This is a genomic window from Myxococcus sp. AB025B (assembly GCF_006518215.1).
Taxonomy (GTDB): domain Bacteria; phylum Myxococcota; class Myxococcia; order Myxococcales; family Myxococcaceae; genus Myxococcus; species Myxococcus fulvus.
Genome location: NZ_SRLW01000087.1, coordinates 1 through 19,151, shown reverse-complemented (window position 1 = coordinate 19,151; position 19,151 = coordinate 1). Strand labels below are relative to the sequence as shown.

General features: G+C 70.0%; 18 protein-coding genes. 13 read left to right on the top strand and 5 right to left on the bottom strand.

All coding sequences use genetic code 11. The features are described from left to right. Positions 1-10: 10 nt before the first annotated feature. Positions 11-2,980, bottom strand: a complete 2,970-nt coding sequence (locus FL311_RS16795; protein ID WP_228556911.1) for a M36 family metallopeptidase — start codon at positions 2,978-2,980, stop codon at positions 11-13. 282 nt (positions 2,981-3,262) lie between these two features. Beyond that, complete coding sequence (locus FL311_RS16790; protein ID WP_141326147.1) at positions 3,263-4,237, bottom strand: NYN domain-containing protein; 975 nt, start codon at positions 4,235-4,237, stop codon at positions 3,263-3,265. Positions 4,238-4,483: 246 nt separating this feature from the next. Here FL311_RS16790 and FL311_RS16785 point away from each other — a divergent pair, with 246 nt between their 5' ends. After that, complete coding sequence (locus FL311_RS16785) at positions 4,484-4,966, top strand: hypothetical protein (protein WP_141326146.1); 483 nt, start codon at positions 4,484-4,486, stop codon at positions 4,964-4,966. 74 nt (positions 4,967-5,040) lie between these two features. Here FL311_RS16785 and fba read toward each other — a convergent pair whose 3' ends face one another. Beyond that, positions 5,041-6,135 (bottom strand): class II fructose-bisphosphate aldolase, encoded by a 1,095-nt coding sequence (gene fba / locus FL311_RS16780; protein WP_141326145.1) that lies wholly within the window; start codon positions 6,133-6,135, stop codon positions 5,041-5,043. 114 nt (positions 6,136-6,249) lie between these two features. Beyond that, positions 6,250-7,026, bottom strand: coding sequence for an HAD family phosphatase (locus tag FL311_RS16775; protein WP_141326144.1), 777 nt, complete (start codon positions 7,024-7,026; stop codon positions 6,250-6,252). A 207-nt stretch (positions 7,027-7,233) separates the two neighbouring features. Between FL311_RS16775 and FL311_RS16770 the strand changes: the two genes are divergently transcribed. The 7 genes from FL311_RS16770 (at position 7,234) to FL311_RS16740 (ending at position 13,361) form a co-directional block, all read left to right on the top strand. After that, entirely contained in the window at positions 7,234-8,547 is a 1,314-nt protein-coding gene (locus tag FL311_RS16770; RefSeq protein WP_141326143.1) for an aspartate aminotransferase family protein, read from the top strand. An 18-nt stretch (positions 8,548-8,565) separates the two neighbouring features. Further along, positions 8,566-9,603, top strand: a complete 1,038-nt coding sequence (locus FL311_RS16765; RefSeq protein WP_141326142.1) for a zinc-binding dehydrogenase — start codon at positions 8,566-8,568, stop codon at positions 9,601-9,603. A gap of 20 nt (positions 9,604-9,623) precedes the next feature. After that, the gene (locus tag FL311_RS16760; RefSeq protein ID WP_141326141.1) at positions 9,624-10,262 is read left to right on the top strand and encodes a hypothetical protein; all 639 of its coding nucleotides are present in this window, start codon (positions 9,624-9,626) and stop codon (positions 10,260-10,262) included. 66 nt (positions 10,263-10,328) lie between these two features. Beyond that, on the top strand, positions 10,329-11,246 hold the full coding sequence (locus FL311_RS16755; RefSeq protein ID WP_194869232.1) for a carbohydrate kinase family protein: 918 nt from the start codon (positions 10,329-10,331) through the stop codon (positions 11,244-11,246). Positions 11,247-11,272: 26 nt separating this feature from the next. Beyond that, on the top strand, positions 11,273-11,440 hold the full coding sequence (locus tag FL311_RS16750; RefSeq protein WP_141326139.1) for an NAD-dependent epimerase/dehydratase family protein: 168 nt from the start codon (positions 11,273-11,275) through the stop codon (positions 11,438-11,440). Further along, positions 11,437-12,312, top strand: a complete 876-nt coding sequence (locus FL311_RS16745) for an SDR family oxidoreductase (RefSeq protein ID WP_141326138.1) — start codon at positions 11,437-11,439, stop codon at positions 12,310-12,312. The genes FL311_RS16750 and FL311_RS16745 overlap by 4 nt, the downstream gene beginning before the upstream one ends. Before the next feature lie 8 nt (positions 12,313-12,320). Continuing rightward, complete coding sequence (locus tag FL311_RS16740) at positions 12,321-13,361, top strand: phosphotransferase (protein ID WP_141326137.1); 1,041 nt, start codon at positions 12,321-12,323, stop codon at positions 13,359-13,361. A gap of 110 nt (positions 13,362-13,471) precedes the next feature. Here the strand turns inward: FL311_RS16740 and FL311_RS16735 are convergent, their stop codons facing one another. Continuing rightward, the gene (locus FL311_RS16735) at positions 13,472-14,224 is read right to left on the bottom strand and encodes a pyridoxine 5'-phosphate synthase (RefSeq protein ID WP_194869231.1); all 753 of its coding nucleotides are present in this window, start codon (positions 14,222-14,224) and stop codon (positions 13,472-13,474) included. A 147-nt stretch (positions 14,225-14,371) separates the two neighbouring features. On the opposite strand from FL311_RS16735, the gene FL311_RS16730 reads away from it, so the two are divergent. From FL311_RS16730 to FL311_RS16710, 5 genes are all read left to right on the top strand, one after another. Then, a complete protein-coding gene (locus FL311_RS16730) occupies positions 14,372-14,551 on the top strand; it encodes a hypothetical protein (RefSeq protein ID WP_141326135.1) in 180 nt (59 codons plus the stop codon). 116 nt (positions 14,552-14,667) lie between these two features. Then, positions 14,668-15,489 (top strand): hypothetical protein, encoded by an 822-nt coding sequence (locus FL311_RS16725; protein ID WP_141326134.1) that lies wholly within the window; start codon positions 14,668-14,670, stop codon positions 15,487-15,489. Further along, positions 15,486-15,806: a hypothetical protein gene (locus FL311_RS16720; protein WP_141326133.1), complete on the top strand. Its 321-nt coding sequence runs from the start codon at positions 15,486-15,488 to the stop codon at positions 15,804-15,806. Before FL311_RS16725 ends, FL311_RS16720 begins: the two co-directional genes overlap by 4 nt. Continuing rightward, positions 15,799-16,860 (top strand): hypothetical protein, encoded by a 1,062-nt coding sequence (locus FL311_RS16715; protein ID WP_141326132.1) that lies wholly within the window; start codon positions 15,799-15,801, stop codon positions 16,858-16,860. Before FL311_RS16720 ends, FL311_RS16715 begins: the two co-directional genes overlap by 8 nt. A gap of 11 nt (positions 16,861-16,871) precedes the next feature. Then, positions 16,872-19,151 (top strand): ABC transporter transmembrane domain-containing protein (locus FL311_RS16710; protein ID WP_141326131.1); only part of this gene is annotated, 2,280 nt, incomplete at its 3' end.

Here is a 19,151-nt window from a genome sequence, read left to right as displayed (position 1 = left end):
AGGCCGGGGACTACTGCGCGGACATCCGCACGTAGTACGTCACGCCGCCGATGTCCTGCGTCTTGGCCCCCTCGTGCTGCGGGTCCTCGAGCACGGCCGCGAACTCGTACTGCACGAACTCGTCGCTGTCCTTGCGCTCCTTCCACTCGCGGTCCCGGAACTGGAGGCCCACGGGGAACTCCTGCTCGGGCTCCAGCCGGATGGCGATGCGGGCCTTGGTCGGGTCCGTGACTTCGAAGCGCGTCTCGCCCACCTGCTCCAGGCCCTCGATTTCGCCGCCCTGCGCCTTCAGGTGCTCCATCAGCTCGCGGCCCAGGTCCACCACGATTCCGCCGCGCTCGAGCAGCGGGCGCTTGGCCTCCACGGTGCGGTCCTGGAAGCGCAGGTTGAACAGGCGGCCTTCGGTCAGCGTGTTGCGCAGGATGAACGTGGCCTCGGAGAAGCCGAACGGGATGAGGTTCACCACGTTGGTGTTGCGCCAGATGATGTTGTTGTTCTGGCGGGTGTTGTAATCGGGGTTGCCGAGCTCCGGGTGTGTCATCGGGTCCTGCCGCGTCACCAGTCGCGCCAGCAGGCAGTAGTGGCCCGCGGCGGCCGGGTTCCACTGCACCACCACCTCGTCATCCGCGCCGGCTGGCAGGTGCACCACCTTGGCCTCGCCAATCTCCACCCAGAGGTTGGGCCACGAGGTGCTGGTGGCCGCGGCGGTGCCGTACACCTTCACCATCACGTTGTGCGCGTCCACCGTGCTGCGGTTGCGCACCTTCACGTGCACGAAGTTGGGCTGGCCGGCCTCCGGGTTCTCGTGTGGACCGGGCGTCGCCGTGGTGCGCACCCAGATGTCCTCGCTCTCCCACATGCCGTTGGCCGCGGTGGCGGCGTCCGGCTCGGCGCCCGTGTCCCACGGCTTGTCCTTGCCCCACACGTCCGTCTTGCACGCGGCCGGCACGTTGAAGCCGTTGACGGGCGCGGTGCTGGCGGGGCCCACGGAGTTGGCGTCCACGCCCAGGCCGAAGTCGGCGAAGGCCGTCCACAGCCGGCACACGTCCTCGCCGTTGTTGAGCGCCGTCGCGGCCGTGATGATGCCGTCGCGCACCTGGGTGAAGGTGGGGCCGCAGGGCGTGTTCTTCAGGCCCTCGTTGAAGTACAGCATCATGCGCTGGTTACCGGCGCCGCCCGCGGCGTTGTACAGGTTGGTGCTGAAGCCCCAGCGGTCCACCAGCGACCAGTAGGCCTCCCACATCGCCTGCGCGAAGACGGAGCCCACGCCGTGCGGCACGGCCATGCCGTTGATGCTGGCGTAGGTCCAGTTGTTCACCGTCTGGTTGGTGCTGTAGCGCTTGGTGCGGATGCCCAGGCCCGTGGTGGGCTGGCCCATGGCGTAGGTGCCCATGCCGCGGCCCTGCGGCCCGGTGTCCGTGGGGCGCGCGGTGTACATCAGCGCCAGGAAGTCGCTGATGCCCTCGCCCGGCTGCTGGTTGTTCTGCAGGCAGTTGGCGTTGCTGGGGCCACCCACCTGCCGGTTGGAGATGCCGTGCCCGTACTCGTGCACGATGATGCCGCTGTCCAAATCACCGTCGCGGCGGGGGAAGGTCTGGTTCCAGACGAACATCTCCATGCGCGGGCGCTGCCCGTCCGGCGGAGACGTGAAGTAGGCGTTGTTGAGGCCGTAGCCGTCCTGCGCCTCGGCGCGCACGGAGTCGTTGCCCAGGCCCCCGTTGCCGTAGGTGTTGTGCTGGAAGTTGCCGGCCGCCTCGTCGAACCCGTACTGGTACTGGATGTCGTGGATGATGTTGTTCCAGTAGAACAGGTTGGTGATGGCCGCCGGCTTGTACGTCGACGGGTCCTGCGTCAGGTCCAGCAGGAAGCTGCAGGTGAGGCCGGGGCCGCAGTCGGGCTGCAAGAGGGGCGGCACGTCGGCGTTGGCCGAGTCGTCGTAGGCGTGGACGTTGTTGCCGCGGTGGAGGGTGTACTCGGCCCCCGGGATGCCGTCGGTGTCGTGCCAGCCGTAGGGTGACGCGATGAGGTTGGCGGGGTTGAGCAGGCTCAGCCGGCCGTCCATGGGCGGCAGCGGCGTGTTGTGGATGGGGCTCTCCACCGGGCGCCGGTAGACGGAGTACGCGTCCGACGCCGTCCAGTCGAAGCGCGTCCACACCTCGCCGGTGTTGGCGTCCACGGTCAGGTCGTAGACGTGCTTGTTGTCGGGCGTGTGGACCTGGAAGTTCCACACCAGCCGGGCGTCACCGGGGCGGATGGGCAGCAGCGCGAGCTCGGCGTCGATGGGCTCGGTGGACAGGCCGGACTGCTCCACGCGGGTGCGCTGACGGGGGCCGTCCTGCTTCTCCAGCGCGCGGGGCGCGGTGGCCAGCTTCAGGCCGAGGTGACGTGCGGCGCCGGTGACGGCGGCGGCGGCGCCCAGGCGGGGCTGGATGCTGGCGACGCTCCGGGCGAGCGACGGCAGGAAGTCGCTGTGCACGCTGAGCACGCGGCCCTGGCTGTCGACGTTGATTTGCAGCTGGCCGTTGTAGAGGGGCAGGCCCTCGTGCGTCTGGCGCAGGTAGAGGTGGGTGATACCCGTCTGCCGCGAGTAGACGCGGTCGGTGACCTCCAGGCTGGCCAGGTCCTTGAGCTCCAGGCCGAGCAGCTCGTACTGGTTCTGGACGAAGGTGAGGCCGACGGCGAGCGCGTCACCCTTGAGGGGGGAGGTGAGCGCGCCCACGGGGTTGACCAGCGAGCGGACCAGGCCCGTGGTGGCGTCGTGCTCCACGCGCAGCTCGGGCACGCTCTTGCGGAGCTGGGCCGCCTTGTCCTGCTGCTTCGCGCTGAGGCCCTGGCGCAGGCCCTGGTTGTGGGCGACGCGGGCGTCGTGGCTGCGCACGCCCTCCGAGCCTTGGACGACGGCGAACGCCGAGGGCGCGCTGCAGACGCCCATCAGCACCAACGCCTGGGTGAGGCGTCGGCGGAAATGACCCTGTGACATGTTGGAATGCTCCGCGGTGAGGGCCGGTGGGGGATTTGAAAACCCGGCGAGCCCGCACAGAGCAGTGGACGTGCCAACGACGTCTTCCAGGCCAACACCGGAAGCGCTGTAGCGTGGGCCGTCACAAAAACGGCGGATTCGTAGCGGAAGGCGTCACGGATGACGGCGGTGACTTCGCCGTAACTTCTGGAGATTCCTGGGGTCCAGGTCGAACCCCCTCCCCCGTTTCATGCGACGACCTGGGGGCGTGGAGCCGCTGAGCGGCCCCACGGCGCCAGGGTGTTACAGCCCGTCGTCCTCGTCCGGGTCGGGGTAGGACTCCAGCTCCTCCTCGACCTCCTCGACGCGGCCCTTGCCGTGCTTCTTGCCCTTGGACTCCTTGGTGTCGCCGCCGTGGCCCAGGTCCGAGTCGGCGCCGACCACGTACCACTGGCGGCCCTGCTGGATGCGGCGCAGCACGCCCTCCTGCTCCAGCGCGGCGAGCAGCTTGGCGAAGGTGGCGAAGCCGTACTCGCTCTCGTCGAAGTCCGGCTCCTTGCGGACGATGGTCTCCTTGATGAGCGAGGGGTTCACCGGGCCCGTCGCGCGGGCCAGCAGGTTCTGCACCACGTCGCGGGCAATCTGCGGCACGTCCGACTTGGCGTGGCCCTTGTTGCCCGACGGCGCCTGCTTGTCGGCCTCCGCCTTGCCACCCTTGCCTCCGGCATCACGCCCGTGCCGGCCGCGCTTGCCGTGCCCCGCCTCCTCGGACGCTCCACCGTGACGACCCTTCTCACCCTTCTCCGAGCGCTGACGGGTGCGCAGGTAGATGAACTCGTCACACGCGTTGACGAACAGGGGGGAGGTGGACTCCTTCACCGCCAGCCCGATGACGGTGCGGCCGTTCTCGCGCAGCTTGTACGCCAGCGGGCAGAAATCACTGTCGCCGGAGGCGATGACGAACGTGTCGATGCTCTCTCTCGCGTAGCACAGCTCCAGCGCGTCGATGACCAGGCGCATGTCCGCGCCGTTCTTCCCCGCGCGCGTGGAGGGCGGCACGTCGATGAGCTCCACGCCGAACCGGTGCAGCCCAATCTTCGCGTCGCTGAAGCGCGACCAGTCACAGTAGGCGCGGCGGAAGACCACCTTGCCCTTCTCCAGCAGTCGGTCGAGCGAGGGCTGGAGGTCGAAGTTGGAGGCGCTGATGCCTGTATTGGTGACGAGGTTCTCGAAGTCGAGAAAGAGGGCGATGCGGTGCTCGTTGGTCCGACCGTTCACGTGAGGCCTCTGCGGTATGGCGCCCCGGCGCGTCTTCCGTCCGGAAGGGCGCCCGCCGGGCCTTGCGGGTGCACCCTAGCCTGTTCCCACCGGCATGGGGCGCGGGTGTTCGCCGGCTGAACACTCGGGCCACAGCGTCGGCCTGTCCTTCCGGGAGGTGGCCGGGGCACCCTCCAGGCGTGAGCGCCGGGGCGTGACCTAGCTTCAGGCAAACGGGTCGAGGACCCCCCAGCCGGAGCATGCGTCATGACACGAACGAGGTGGAGTCGCTGGAAGAGTTGGGCCCTGGCGGTACCCGCCATGGGCGCGCTGCTGGTGCCCGCCGTGGGCGCCGCGGAGATACCCAACCATGACTCGCGAGAGTACCAGCAGAGCCAGATTGAGTTCGACAGAACCACCACGCGGGCCTCCGTCCTGCCTCCGCTCAACCTGGGCGGCATGATTGGCGTGGACGTCACGCCCACGCAGGGCCAGGTGCCCATCGTCCAGGGGCCCAAGGTGGACACGCTGCCGGACCCCAAGCGCACGAAGCAGATTTCGGGCGAGGTGGTGGAGCTGGGCAACGACGTCCTCTACATCCAGGAGGACCAGCAGGGCGCCGTCATCCCGCTGGACCTGCAGGCGCTGCGCCTGACGCAGACGCCCCGGGAGGGCCAGAAGGTGGTGGCCGACTACCAGGTGGAGAACGAGACGCAGAACCTGGCGACGGCGCTCCAGGGAGAGAAGTGAGCGCCGCCTGCTTCAGGCACCACTCCGGGGGAGCCGCCATCCAGCGCGCTCCTCCCCCGGAAGGAACGGTGTGACTACTTCGCCTTCTTGCCGACGACGGTGTCCGGGCGCGCGTTGTCGCCGTACTTGCCCGCCGCGTAGTCGCGCGCCATCTGCTCCAGCGTGACGTGCGGCACCTTCTTCGCGTGGCCCGCCTGACCGAACTGCTTCATGCGCTCCTCGCACACGGCCTGCATCGCCGCGCGCGCGGGCGTCAGGTAGTAGCGCGGGTCGAACTCCTCCGGCTTCGCGGTGAACGCCTTGCGGATGGCGCCGGTGATGGCCAGGCGGTTGTCCGTGTCGACGTTGATTTTGCGCACGCCCGCGCGGATGCCGCGCTGGATCTCCTCCACCGGCACGCCGTAGGTCTCCTTGATGCGCCCGCCGTTGGCGTTGATGATGTCGCACAGCTCCTTGGGCACGGAGCTGGAGCCGTGCATCACCAGGTGGCAGTTGGGGATCTTCTTGTGGATCTCCTCGATGCGGCTCATCGCGAGCACGTCACCGCTGGGCTTGCGCGAGAACTTGTAGGCGCCGTGGCTGGTCCCCATCGCGACGGCGAGCGCGTCGATGCCCGTGCGGTTGACGAAGTCCACCGCCTGGTCCGGGTCGGTGAGCAGCTGGTCCAGCGTCAGCTTGCCCTCGGCGCCGTGGCCGTCCTCCTTCTCGCCCATGCCGTGCTCCAGCGAGCCCAGCACGCCCAGCTCACCCTCCACGGACACGCCGAAGCGGTGCGCCACGTTCACCACCTCGCGCGTGACGGCCACGTTGTACTCGTAGCTGGACGGCGTCTTGCCGTCGTCCTCGAGCGAGCCGTCCATCATCACGCTGGTGAAGCCCATGCGGATGGCGCTGATACACGTCTCCGGCGAGTTGCCGTGGTCCTGGTGCATGACCACCGGAATCTCCGGATACAGCTCCACCGCGGCCTGCATCAGGTTCCGCAGGAACAAGTCGTTGGTGTACTTCCGCGCACCGCGCGACGCCTGGATGATGGCCGGGCTCTGGGTGGCGCGCGCGGCCTCCATGATGGCCTGGATCTGCTCCATGTTGTTGACGTTGAGCGCGGCGACCCCGAAGTTGTTGGCGGCGGCGTAGTCGAGCAGGGGACGCAGGGCGATGAGCGGCATGACTGTGTCTCTCCGTGGCGGATTGGAAGAAGTGAGTGAGGGCGCCTGAGTTAGCACGGACGCGGCGGCGGACGCCCCCAAAAGCTCGCCGGCCGCGTTCCCCAGCGGACGCTGTCAGCGACTGGCCACCGGGTGCAATTGGACCAGCAAGGGCAGGCTCGCCGCGCGCTCCATCAGCCGGGGCTTGGGACGCACCGCCACCGGCACCCGGGACGCACCGAGCATTTCCAGGTCGAACACGTTGTCGCCGAAGGCCGCGTACAGGGGGCGCTGGGTGCGGGCCCTGAGGCACGTCACCTTGCCGGGGCCATAAGGGATGGGCGACACCACGTCCGTCCACACCACGCCGTCGCGGGACTGGGGCGTGCTCGCCACCACCTGCTCGGGGGGGATGCCGACGACGCGCGCGGCGGCCTGCACCACGGCCAGCGGCGAGGCGCTCACCACGTAACAGGGCACGTCGTGCGCTCGTGCCCACTCCAGGACACGGTGAACCTCGGGGTGGACGCGCTCGGCCACGCCGTGTGACTCCACCACGCCGCGAGCGAAGGCGGACAGCGCCTCGAGCGTCCAGCCCGCGGCCACCCACGTGGCCATCTCGCAGATGTCCTTCTCCGGGATGCGGCCGGCCTGGAAGGCGGAGAACACGCGGCGGGCCAGCGTGCTGGGGCTGCCCTCGGTCTCCAGGCCGTAGTGGGTGGCGACAGCCGTGAGGCGGGGCCGCACGTCCTCGCGCACGGCGTCGTGCCCCGTCATGCTCATGAACAGGTCATCGCCGACGTCGCCGCTCCACAGCGTGCCGTCTCCGTCGAAGGCCAGCAGGCCGCCCGGCGTGGACTCCACCTCGCGGGCGATGCGCTCCAGCGTCTCCTCCACGTGCTCCGTCTTCATGGCGGACATCCTGGCCGCCCATGCGCGCTGGGCCAACCCCTGTCTTTGTTTTCACTGGGAGGTGACGCGTCCTGCGTGCTGCCCGCGCGAAAAGCGCCGGGAAAATGATGACTCACCGACGGATTTCCAGGGGCCTCGTTCAGACACCAGCAGCAGGGATTCGAAACGTCCAAGGGGGGACGTTTCATGCCGTTCGGGGGAACGCGCATGTCCGGTCTCAATCTGAAGGTCCTTCCTGGGGAAGGACCGGATGTACGAGAGGGTGCGTCCGAAGTCGCGACGGAGGGCGTCTCGAGGGCGGAGGGCTTCGTCCGGGGACGCGGCATCCGGTTGGTGCGCGAGGACGGCACGGCGTTCCTCGACGCGGCGTCGGGCACCTTCAACGTGCCGCTCGGCTATGACCACCCGGAGGTGGTGGAGGCCGTCGTCGAGCAGCTGCGCCGCATGGCGCACGCCAGCTCCTCGCTGATGGCGGCGCAGGCGAAGCAGGTGCTCTCGGAGCTCCTCGCGCATGCCCCGAGTCACCTCACGGCCGGATGGATGCGCGACATCACCGGCTCCACCGCCAACGAGTGCGCGGTGCAGGTGGCCCAGAAGGCCACGGGAAAGACAGACGTGCTGAGTCTGTTCCTGTCGCATCATGGGCAGACACAGTTCACCACGGCGATTTCGGGCAACGCCTTCCGGCGCAAGGGCTTCCCGGAGGCGGTGTCACCACACTCGGTGAAGGTGCCGGCGCCGTACTGCTACCGGTGCTTCTACAAGGCGAAGTACCCCGGCTGCGGGATGCTGTGCGTGGAGCGCATCAGCGACTTCGTGGAGTACGCGAGCAGCGGCTCGGTGGCGTGCATGCTGGTGGAGCCGGTGCTGGGCAACGGCGGCAACGTGGTGCCGCCGCCGGGCTACTTCCAGGCACTCAACAAGCTGTGTGAGGAGAAGGGCATCCTCCTCATCGCGGACGAGGTGCAGACGGGCATGGGGCGCACCGGGCACCTGTTCGCCTCGGAGGCGCTGGGCTTCAAGCCGAACATCGTCACGCTGGCCAAGGGGCTGGGCGGCATCGGCGTGCCGGTGGCGGCGGTGCTCTTCGAGGGCGCGCTGGACGTGCTGGAGAGCCACGAGCACTCCTTCACCTCGGGGTGCAACCCGGTGGCGCTCACCGCGGCGTCCGCCACGCTGAAGGCGATGACGTCCGGTCACCTGCTGGCGAACGTGCGTCGCAACGGAATCATCCTGGGCGAGCTCTTGCGCACCCTGGCCACGCGTCATCCGTGCGTCGGGGACGTGCGGGGGCTCGGGTACATGTGGGGGCTGGAAATCATCCGGGAGGATGGCTCGCCGGACGTGGAGAAGACGCTGGCGCTCATCCGCGTGGCGCAGGAGCGCCACCAGCTGGTGCTGCGAGGCTCGCGCTACAGCTTCGGCAACGTGGTGAAGGTGCGTCCGCCGCTCATCGCGACGCAGGACGACCTGGAAGAAATCGTCGCGCGGTTGGGCCGCGCGCTCGCGGACGTGGGCTGACTCGAGGGGGCGTGTCACATGCGGGCATTGGTGTATTCAGCGGCCTGGGAGCTGTCGCTCCAGGAGCGCGCGGAGCCGGCGGCGCCGGTGCGGGACGAGGTGCTGGTGCGCGTGCGCGCCACCGGCATCTGCGGCACGGACCTGGGCATCATCGGCGGCGAGTACGCGGCCAGGCCCGGGGTGGTGCTGGGGCACGAGTCCTCGGGTGAGGTCGTGGCCGTGGGCCCCGCCGTGCGCGACGTGCAGGTGGGCGACCGCGTCGTCATCGACCCGACCTTCTTCTGCGGCCAGTGCCGGCTGTGTCGCTCGGGCCGGCAGAACCACTGTGAGCGCAAGGGGGAGACGGAGACGGGCGTCAGCGCGGACGGGACGATGGCGCCGCTGCACAAGACGACGGAGCGCTTCCTCTACACGCTGCCCGCGCACGTGGGCTTCGAGGAGGCGAGCCTCACCGAGCCGTTGAGCTGCGCCGTCACGGGCGCGAACCAGCTGCGCCTGCGGCCGTCGCTGCGCGCGGTGGTGCTGGGGGGCGGGCCCATGGGCGTGCTGTACGCGTGGGTGCTGTCGAGCCTGGGGCTGACGGGCACGTTGGTGGAGCGCGCGCCGGGGCGGCGGGCGCTGTGCCGCGAGGTGGTGGACCGACGCTGGGCGGTGGCGGAGTCACTGGACGAGGTGTGCGCGCGGTACGCGAGGGACGCGGCGCCGCTCGACGTGGTGGTGGACACCACGGGCCGCATGGCGGGGGACGTGCTGCCGAAACTCTCGCGCGGCGGGCAGGTGTTGCTGGTGGGACTCAAGCGTCACGAGGTGCCGCTGGACGTGGGCGCCATCGCGGACCGGAGCCTGTCCGTGCAGGGCTCCATCGATTCGCTGGACGGCAGCTTCGCCACCGCGCTGCACCTCATCGGCTCGGGCGTCATCCCCGCGCGCCGATTGGTGTCGCACCAGCTGCCGCTGACGCGCTTCCGGGAGGGCTTGGCGCTGGTGGGCTGCGACGTGGACGCGCGGCGCCAGGGCGCTCCCGCGGGCGCGCTGAAGGTCGTCCTCCAACCCTGATGCGAGCGAGGCCCACGCACATGATTCACGGACTGCTGATTGAAGGCACGGACTACGCGGGCAAGACGACGGTGTGCAAGCTGTTGGGCGCGAGCCTGTCGGCGGCGGGGCTGCCCGCGCGGCTGGGGCACTGCTACGTGCACGACCTGCCCATCCTCGACCACTTCCTGGCCGAGGCGAAGCTCACGCCGGACCTGCTCCAGATTGATTGGTTCTACTCGGCGAACATCCTGCTGGACCTGGCGCGGTGTCATCGCGGGCTGCCGTCGGGGTTCCTGGTGCAGGACCGGCACTGGCTCAGCCAGGTGGGGCGCAACCGCTTCTTCCATCCGGAGGCGGCGGGGCTGCCCAGTCAGCTCATCTGGGATGAGCACCTCCCGTTCGCGTTCAACTACTACCTGACGTCCACGCCGAAGGCGAAGCGGGAGCGCTCGCTGCTGCGTCCCTCCAAGTCGGTGCGGGACACGTACCTGCGCGACAACCCCGAGCGTCACCAGGCCTACGACGAGTTCCTCGTGTCGCTGCTGCCGCCCGAGGAGCGCTGGGTGGTGGTGGACACGAGCGAGCTGCGGCCGGAGCAGGTGGCCGAGCGCATCGCGACGGACGTGCTGCGGCGGCTGCATGCGGAGGCGCCGGTGCGTCCGGTGGTGGCGCGCTAGGTGGCGACGGCGGGGGAGCGACGAGGCCCGAGGGGCGGGCAGGCAATGCGGACACGGGGTGGTGACATGGAAGTGCTCGTCATCGGCAACAACACGGTGGACATCGTCTTCTCCACGCGCGAGGCGCTGGTGACGGACGGGAAGGTACAGGCGGACGGCCTGCGCTTCTTCGGCGGCGGGCAGGGGGCCAACGTGGCGGCGATGCTGGGCGCGCTGGGGGTCACCACGCGCTACTTCGGTGTCTTCGGTGGAGGGGACTTCGGGAGGCTCGCGAAGAGCTCGCTGGTGGAGGCGGGCGTGCGGGTGGATGGAAGTCTCACGGTGGAGGACTGCCCGCAGCACACGGCGGCCATCGTGGTGGACACGACGCACGGCACGCGCTCGCTGGTGATGCACAAGGACGCGCGGCTGCGGATGGATGGCGTCGCCGTGGAGGCCGCGCCGATGGAGGCGTGTGGCCTGGTGTACCTGGACGGGCACGAGCCCGTCTTCTCGCTGGCGCTGGCGAAGCACGCGCGGGCGCGGGGGCTGCCGGTGTTGGCGGACGCGGAGGTGGCCGACGAGGCGCGGCCGCTGTTGCCGCATCTCACGAGCCTGGTGGCGCCTGGGAAGGTGCTGCGCGAGCTGACGGGGGAGCGGGAGCTGGCTTCGGCCGCGCGGGCGCTGCTGGCTGGAGGGCTGCGCGTGGTGGTGGGCACGCTGGGCGCGGAGGGGTGCGAGGGGTGGACATCGGATGGAGAGCACCACCGTGTGTTGGCGGAGTCCTGCGAGGTGGTGGACACGACGGGTGCGGGGGATGCGTTCCACGCGGGCTACATCGCGGCGGTGCTCGCGGGGCAGGGCTTCGGTGAGGCGCTGCGCTTCGCGACGAAGGTGGCGGCGGTGAAGTGCGGCGTGCCGGGACCCCGCGCGGGAGCGGACCGGCTGGCGCTGCTGGGCACGGCACTGGGCGCGAGCGGGGGCGCGTCCTCTTCGCTGCTGTAGCGGCGAGGCGGACACGAGGCCGGGTCATGAAAGTCATTGTCACGGGCGCGAGTGGATTCCTGGGCTGGCGGTTGGTGCGCGCCCTGCGCACGAGCGGAGCCCAGGCCATGGGGACCTGGAGCACGACGCCGCGCGAGCACTTGGACTGCACCGACGCGCACGCCAGCGAAGCGGACATGGGGGCCGAGTCATGAAGGTCCTCGTTACGGGGGCGAGTGGGTTCCTGGGCCGTCGCCTGATGCGCGCCCTGCGCACGAGCGGAGCCCAGGCCGTGGGGACCTGGAGCACGACGCCGCGCGAGGGACTGGAGCGCCTGGACATCACCGACGCACGCGCCGTGGACGAGGCCTTCGCGGCGGGACGCTTCGACGTGTGCATCCACGCGGCGGCGCGATGCAATCTCGATGACTGCGAGCGGCACCGGACGCTCGCGTCGACCACCAACGTGGTTGGCACGGGCCACGTGGTGGAGGCCTGCCGACGCACGCGCACCCGTCTGCTCTACGTGTCCACGGACCATGTCTTCGACGGCGCACCCGCGAGCGCGTACGTGGAGACGGACGCACCTCGACCGTTGCAGCACTACGGTGTCACCAAGCGGGAAGGAGAACTGCTCGCGCTGACGCTCGAGGACGTGCTGGTGCTGCGCGTGCCACTGCTCTACGGCCTCGCGGGGCCGGACGAGAAGGCCACGTTCGTCACGTCCACGCTGGAGCGGCTCGCGGCGGGACAGCCCGTGTACGCGGATGGCGAACAGGTGCGCTACCCGGTGCTCGTGGACGAGGTGGCGGCGATTCTCACGCGCCTCGCGGGGGGAGGCGTGCACGGCGTGCTGCACTTCAGCGGCGCCGAGGCCACCACGAAGTACTCGTGGGCGCGCCGACTGGCGCATGCCTTCAACCTGGACGTGACGCTGGTGCACGCGCGCAAGGAGTCGTCACTCGCGGCGCGTCCTCGCGACAACCGGTTGGGCTCCACGCGACTGTCCGCGCTCGGGTTCGAGCCGCCGCTCACGCTCACGGAGGGACTGGACGTCCTCCGTCACCAGCGGGAGGCGGCGCGATGAGGGGGCCCGTGTCGGAAGGAGACTGGCGCGGCGTCGTGCGCGACGTGCGGGTGAACGGCCACCGCGTCACCAAGCGCGCCACGCATGGCCGGGACAAGCTCCTGCGCGAGGTGGCGTGGCTGAAGGCACTGCCGCCCAGGGCCGTCGGGTACTTCCCGCGGGTGTTGGAAGTGCGCACGGGGGAGGACTGGGCCGAGTACGACATGGACTTCTGCCCGTGGCCGGACATGTCGCGTGTGCTGGTGGATGGCACGCTGACGGTGGACGAGGCCATCTCGGGGACGCGGAGCCTCCTCGGCTTCGCCTTCGATGTGCTCTACGCGGACCATCACCGGCCCGCGCCGGAGGACTTCTTCCACGTCAGCTACGTGGACAAGTTCTGGCGCAGGGCGAGCGCGGGCCGGGGCATGTCCGAGCGCTTCGACCGGCTGTGCTCAGCGGAGCAACTGGACCTCCACGGCCGGGTGTACCCGAGCGCGGCGTCCCTGATGCGCGAGCTGCAACGCGACACCGTGTTGCTCGCGCGACTGCGTCCACCGTGCCTGGGGCGGTTCCACGGGGACTTCAAGTACGACAACGTGCTGTTCGAGCCTGCCACGGGACGCTTCCTGTTGCTGGACCCGCGCGGCTCCACCGTCACCGGGGACTCCGACAGCGACTACATGGAGGACCTGGCCAAGCTGCGCACGTGCACGCGCGGGCTCTACGACCTGGTGCGTGCCGGCGCGGCGCGGGTGAGCGAGGGCGAGGGACGCATCTCGTGGGAGTGGGCCTCGTGGGCCGGGCCGGCGTTGCAGCGCTTCGCCGCGCTGGACGCATGGCTGGTCGACGAGCTGTCCGTGAAGGCCCGCGCGCGGAGGGACGCGGACTGGCGCGTGCGCCTGGACGTGCTCATGCCGCTGCTGCTCCTGGCGAACGCCCCGTTCCAGTTGGCCCCCGTGAATCCACGGACCGAGGACATCGCGCTGGTGCTGCACGCCACGGGCGTGCGGTTGCTCGCGGAGGCGCTGGAGCTGCACGGCACCCGGGACCTGGGGGTGTCGCCATGACGCGTGAAGCCTGGGGAGCGGACGCTGGCCGCGAGGCGTGCCGGACGAGGAACGCCTCGCCTTGGCGCCGGGCGACGCAACGAGGCTGGGTGACGTCACCCGGAGCCTGCTCACTCCTCCGAGGCTGCCTGGAGGAAGCCGGGCAGCACTTCACGCAGCCCCGCGATGACCGCCGCGGCCACGAAGGCATGTCCCACGGACACGAGCGTGGGGCGCACCGCGCGGATGAGCGGCGGCAGGTGGCGCCGGTCCAGGTCATGCGCGGCGTTGACCTCCAGCCCGAGCTGACGCGCCCGGTCCGCCGCGAGCGTGAGGGCCTCCAGCGCACGCTCCCGCGCGGGGGTCTCGAAGCCTTCGACATACGCACGGCAGTTGAGCTCGACCGCCGCGGCGCCCGCGCGCGCGACGAGGTCCACGGCCGCCGGCTCCGGGTCCACGAACACGGAGATGCGCGTGCGCCCCTGGAGCGAGCGCACCCAGTGCGCCAGCCGTGCCTGGTCATCCTCCGCGCGCCAGCCGCGCTGCGTGGTGAGGTGCTGGGCCTCGAACGGTGTCACCACCCAGCAGCCGACGCCGGGTGTCCGCTCGAGCAGCGCGCCCAGGTCCTCGCGCAGGTCTCCGCCCACGTGCAGCGAGGCGCGCTCGTCACGGATGACCTCCAGTCGCGAGAGCGCGGAGACGTCCTCGGGCTTCACGTGCCGATGGTCCGGCCACTGGTGCACGAGCAGCGCGCGGCAGCCGCCCTCGACGAGCACCCGCGCGGCCTCGCCGAGGTCGGGGACGGCACTGCCTCGCGACGAGCGCAGCAGCGCGACCTTGTTGAGTCCCACGCGAAGCACGGGTGTCGAGGCAGCGGCACGCATCCACGGTCCTCCGGATTCCAGGGGACCCATCCTCGCACGGTCCTCGCGCGGGGACTCGTTCGATTCAGGCGGTGGGGTGTGGCCGCCACAGGTGCAGCACGCAGCACGTAGCACGCAGTCACAACCGACACATCAAGGAGCATCACCATGAACAAGCCCCGCAGCGTTGCCATCAAGCTGTCCGCCGACACCATGAAGTGCGTCGTCGGTGGCGCCATCACCACCACGAACATCCCCGTCGTCACCCTGCCGGGTCCCATCGTCACGGGCCCGGTGGTGACGGGCCCCATCCTCGAGGGGCCGGGCCGCGTCTTCCCGGTGCTGTGATTTCGCCGGTGAAGGCTGAACGCGTGGGCCGTTGAGGCTCATGCAGGGGGGCGCGGGCCGCCTGGAAACGGGCCCGCGCCGTCCTTCCTCTTCTTTTTCCCGGTGTGGCGGCCCTCATGACGCAGCTTTCGCGTGACGACCTGGTGGACCTCCTGGGTGTGGACCTGGGCCAGCTGTTGGCGCTCGAGTCCCTGACGCCCGCGCTGGAGGCCGCGGTGTTCCTGTCCGGCTCCCTGGTGGAGGGCATGGGCAACGCCTTCTCCGACATCGACGTGTTCATCGTCGGCGGGGGTGAGCCGAAGGGCACCAGCCTGCACAAGGCGGGGGAGGCGCTCTTCTCCGTGCACATGCTCGGCAAGCGGCGCGTGGACTTCGAGTACTGGAGTGACGCGGCCGTGGAGCGGCTCGCCGCGAAGCTGGCCTCGCTCGACCTGAAGGAGGGTGGGCCGGACAACGTGATGATGGAGCGGCGGATGACGGAGGACGAAATCGTCTTCCTCCACCGCGTGCGCACCGGCGTCGCGCTGATGCACGACAGCCGCCTGGAGCGGCTCCGCGCCCGCTTCGACTTCCCTCGGCTGTCGCGGTGGTTGCAGGAGGTGAAGATTCGCGAGGTCGACGACGCGCTCGAGGACCTCTACGGGATGATGGAGCAGCCGGACGTGGCGCTGATGCGCGCGCGGGAGCTGCTCAACTCCACCTGCGACGCCTTCTGTCACGCGCGGGGCAGCACGAACATCCGCCGCAAGTGGCGCACCAGAATCCTGGGGCAGCTCGCCGCGGGCGGCGACGCGGAGGCGCGCGCGTTCGAGCAGCGCTTCTGGGAGCTCCAGTTCCCCGACGGCGCGCGGTTGAGGGCGCAACCGGAGGCGCTCAAGGCCTATCTGGAGACGTGCATCCGGCTGTGCAACCAGCTCACGGATGTCATCGAGGGATGAGCACCATGGACCTGCTCGTTCCAGTCACCCACCTGCGCGTGCGGCGGCGCCGCGCGGAGGGCCAGGTGCACCTCATCCTGGACAACTACTACTTCGACCTCGACGAGGGCACCGATGCCGTCTGGCGCGCCTGTGACGGCGTGAGGACGGTGGCCCAGGTGGCGGAGGTGCTGCATCGCGAGCGGGGCTGGGACCTGGAGCTCGCGCTCGCCGTCACGCGCCACACGTTGGGCGCCTTCGTTCAGCAGGAGCTCGTCTCGCTCGTGGCTCCTCCTTCTTCTTCCAACCCTTCAGCAGGCGGTGAGAACCATGAGTGACAGCAGCGGCCACCTTCCCATCATCGGACGTGCCTGGCATCCCTCGACGCGTGAGCCCGGGCCGCTGCATCCCGCGATGCGGCTGTCCCTGGCGAGCTGGGTCCGTCCCGACGGGCTCGCGCGGCGCGAGCTGGTGCTCGGTGGAGCGCAGGGCGAGCCCTGGGAGGTGATGACCATCGACAGCGAGAGCGCGGAGAAGGCCTGGCGCGTGATTCCGCTGTTCGACGGGCAGCGCACGCTCTCGGAGCTGGCGCGGGAGACGAAGCTGGGGCTGGAGCTGGTGTCGTCGGTGGCGCAGGACCTGTATCACCGCGCGGTGCTGGTGCAGACGAGCGCGTTCGAGGTGGACGCGCTGGCGTACTACGAGCATCTGCGCTCGCTGGCGGGCATCGCGCAGCAGCGCTGGGGGCCGTCGGCGATGTTGCACCGGTTCTGGACGGGGCCGGTGTCGCGGCGCCTGGCGGTGGGGTACCTGCTGGAGAACTACCACTTCGCGCTGGCGGCCTCGTCGCACCAGAGCGCGGCGGTGGCGTCGCAGCCGACGGAGCGGCTGAAGACCATCCTGAGCGAGCACCTGTCGTTCGAGTACTGGCACCACGCGTGGTTGAAGCGCGGGTTGCTGGCGGCGGGGTTGACGGAGGTGGATTTGGAGCGGGCGTCTCCGCTCATCTCGATGCAGGCGCTCATCAACCACCTGCGGTGGTTGGGCATGGCGGATCCGCTGTCGTACTCGGCCTGTATCGGCGTGGGGGAGGGAGACCCGACGGCGCTGGCCACGGTGGGGAAGTTCTGGGAGCGCTTCACCGAGCACGGGGTGTTGCCGGTGGAGGCGTACGGGCCCTTCCGGGACCATGACGTGGGGGACTGCAGTGATGACCACGACCAGTTCGGGCGGGAGCCGTTCGCGGACTCGGGGCCGTTGACCGCGGCGGACCAGGCGCGCATCCGTCGCAGGCTCATCACGTTCTGCCGACTGACGATGGCGTACCACCGCGAGCTGCTCGACTTCTACGGTCCGGACGAGGGGCCGCTCGTCTTCTCCGTGGAGGACTGAGTGGCGGCGCCATGAGCGTGCTCGCGGACAGCGTCGAGACGTTCGCCCTGGATGCACGACGTGTGTCCGGGGTGCTGCGCATCCTGCCGGACGAGGTCCGTCGACATCTGGAGGGCGCGGGACGCATCCGTGTCTTCGCGCCGCAGGAGCTGGTGGCGGCGCGAGGGCAGCCGTGTGACTCGGTGCACCTGGTGCTCGAGGGGATGCTCGTGATGGGGCACCTGGGCGCGAGCCACGGTGCGTTCCTCCGGGTGACCCACGTGGCGGCGGGCGAGCTGTACGGCACGCACGCGCGTGACGCGGGAGCGACACACGGGTTCGATGTGGTGGCGAGCGGTGGCGCGCGGGTGCTGGAGGTCCCGGGTGCTGCGTTCACGGAGGCGCTGGCCCTCGACGAGACGGGTGGACTGAAGGCGCTGCTGTGCCCCGCGCTGCGCCGGGCGTTGCTGGACCTGTTCGTCGAGGATGTGGAGCCGGAGGGCGCGCTGCGGCTCGCGGCATGCTTCCGGGAGAGCACGGTGGCGGAGGGCACGGTGCTCATGCCCGCGGGGGCCACGGCGGCGGAGTGGTGGGTGCTGCGCCAGGGCTCGGTGCGCTACGGCGAGCGGGCCCTCGGGCCGGGCGAGGACTTCGCGCTGGATGCGCTGCTCCTGGATGCGCCCGTCTTCGCCGCGGCGACGGCGCTGGAGCCGAGCACGCTGTTGTCCGCGCCCCGAGGTGCCACGGCCGAGGTGCTGCTGCGCTTCCCGGGAGTCCGCCGGGCGCTGGGGCGACGGGTGGCTCGCAGCAGCGCGCAGTTCAACCGCTGGCCGCACGTGGTGCTCACGGATGTGAGCGCGCCACCCGAGGTGCCCCCGGAGGAGGAGTCCTCCCTGGAGCTGCCCGAGCGACCCAGCGCCGCGTCGGGATGGAAGCCGGTGCCGTTCTACCGACAGCAGGAGCACATGGACTGTGGGGCCGCGTGCCTGCGCATGGTGGCGCGGTACCACGGCCATGAGCTGGACTACCCCTCGCTGATGAAGCTGGCGGGCGTGAGCCGCTACGGCACCAGCTTGTTGGACCTGTCGCGCACGGGGGAGCAGCTCGGGTTCATCACCACGGGCATCCAGGCGGACTGGGAACTCTTGCGCTCGGTGGACCTGCCGGCCATCGCGCACTTGCAGGACCGGCACCACTTCGTCGTGGTGTGGCGGGTGACCCGCAAGGGGGTCGTGGTGGGGGACCCTTCGTTCGCGACGCGCACGATTCCGCGAGAGGCGTTCGAGCGCTCGTGGAAGGGGATGTTGCTGCTGCTCAAGCCGTCGGACCGGATGACGACGGCGGTGGCGCCGCTGGCCCCGAAGCAGCGCGAGCAGTCCGCGCTCGGGCGCTTCTCGGTGCTGCTGCGTCCCTATCGCTGGGCCATCGCGGAGCTGGTGGGGCTGTCGCTGCTGTTGCAGGTGCTGGCGCTGGCGTTCCCGCTGGGGAGTCAGGTCGTCATCGACCGGGTGTTGATGCGAGCGGACACGGCGTTGCTCGACGTGCTGCTCGTGGGGTTGCTCGGGACGGCGGTGATGTCCGGGGTGTTGTCCTATGCGCGAAGCTACCTGGTGCTGGAGGCGTCCACGCGCATCGAGCGCGACGTGGTGGAGACGCTGTACCGGCGCATCCTGGATGGGGCCTCGGGCCTGTTCCAGCGCTTCACGACGAGCGACATCCTCAACCGGTTCCTCGAGGTGGGGTTGGTGCGCGGGTTCATCGTCGACAACGCCATCGCCATCACCATCGACGTGGCGTTGGTGTTGAGCACGGCGACGGTGCTGACGCTGTACTCGCCGGTGCTGGCGGTGCTGGCGTTGGCGTTGATGCCGTTGCACCTGTTGGTGTCGGCGGTGGTGGGGCGGCAGGTGCGCAACCACACGGTGGCGTACCTGTCACAGCATGACCTGTACCAGACGCACCTGATGGACTCATTCAAGGGCTTCGAGTCGCTCAAGGCGCATGCGTTGGAGCTGCCCTTCCTGCGCACGATGCAGCGCCTGTTGGCGCCGTCGCTGCAGCACGGCTTCAAGGCGGCGATGCACGGGGCGATTGGCGCGAGTGTGTCGCAGACGTTGGACCTGATGGGCAGCGCGCTGGTGCTGTGGGTGGGCTCGAAGGCGGTGCTGCGCGGGGAACTCACCGTGGGCGCACTCATCGCGGCGACGCTGTTCGCGCGGCAGATGAGCGGGCCGTTGGTGCGACTGGCGACGCAGTGGCGGGACTACCAGCGGGTGCGAGCGCACCTGGAGCGGGTGGGGGCGGTGCAGGAC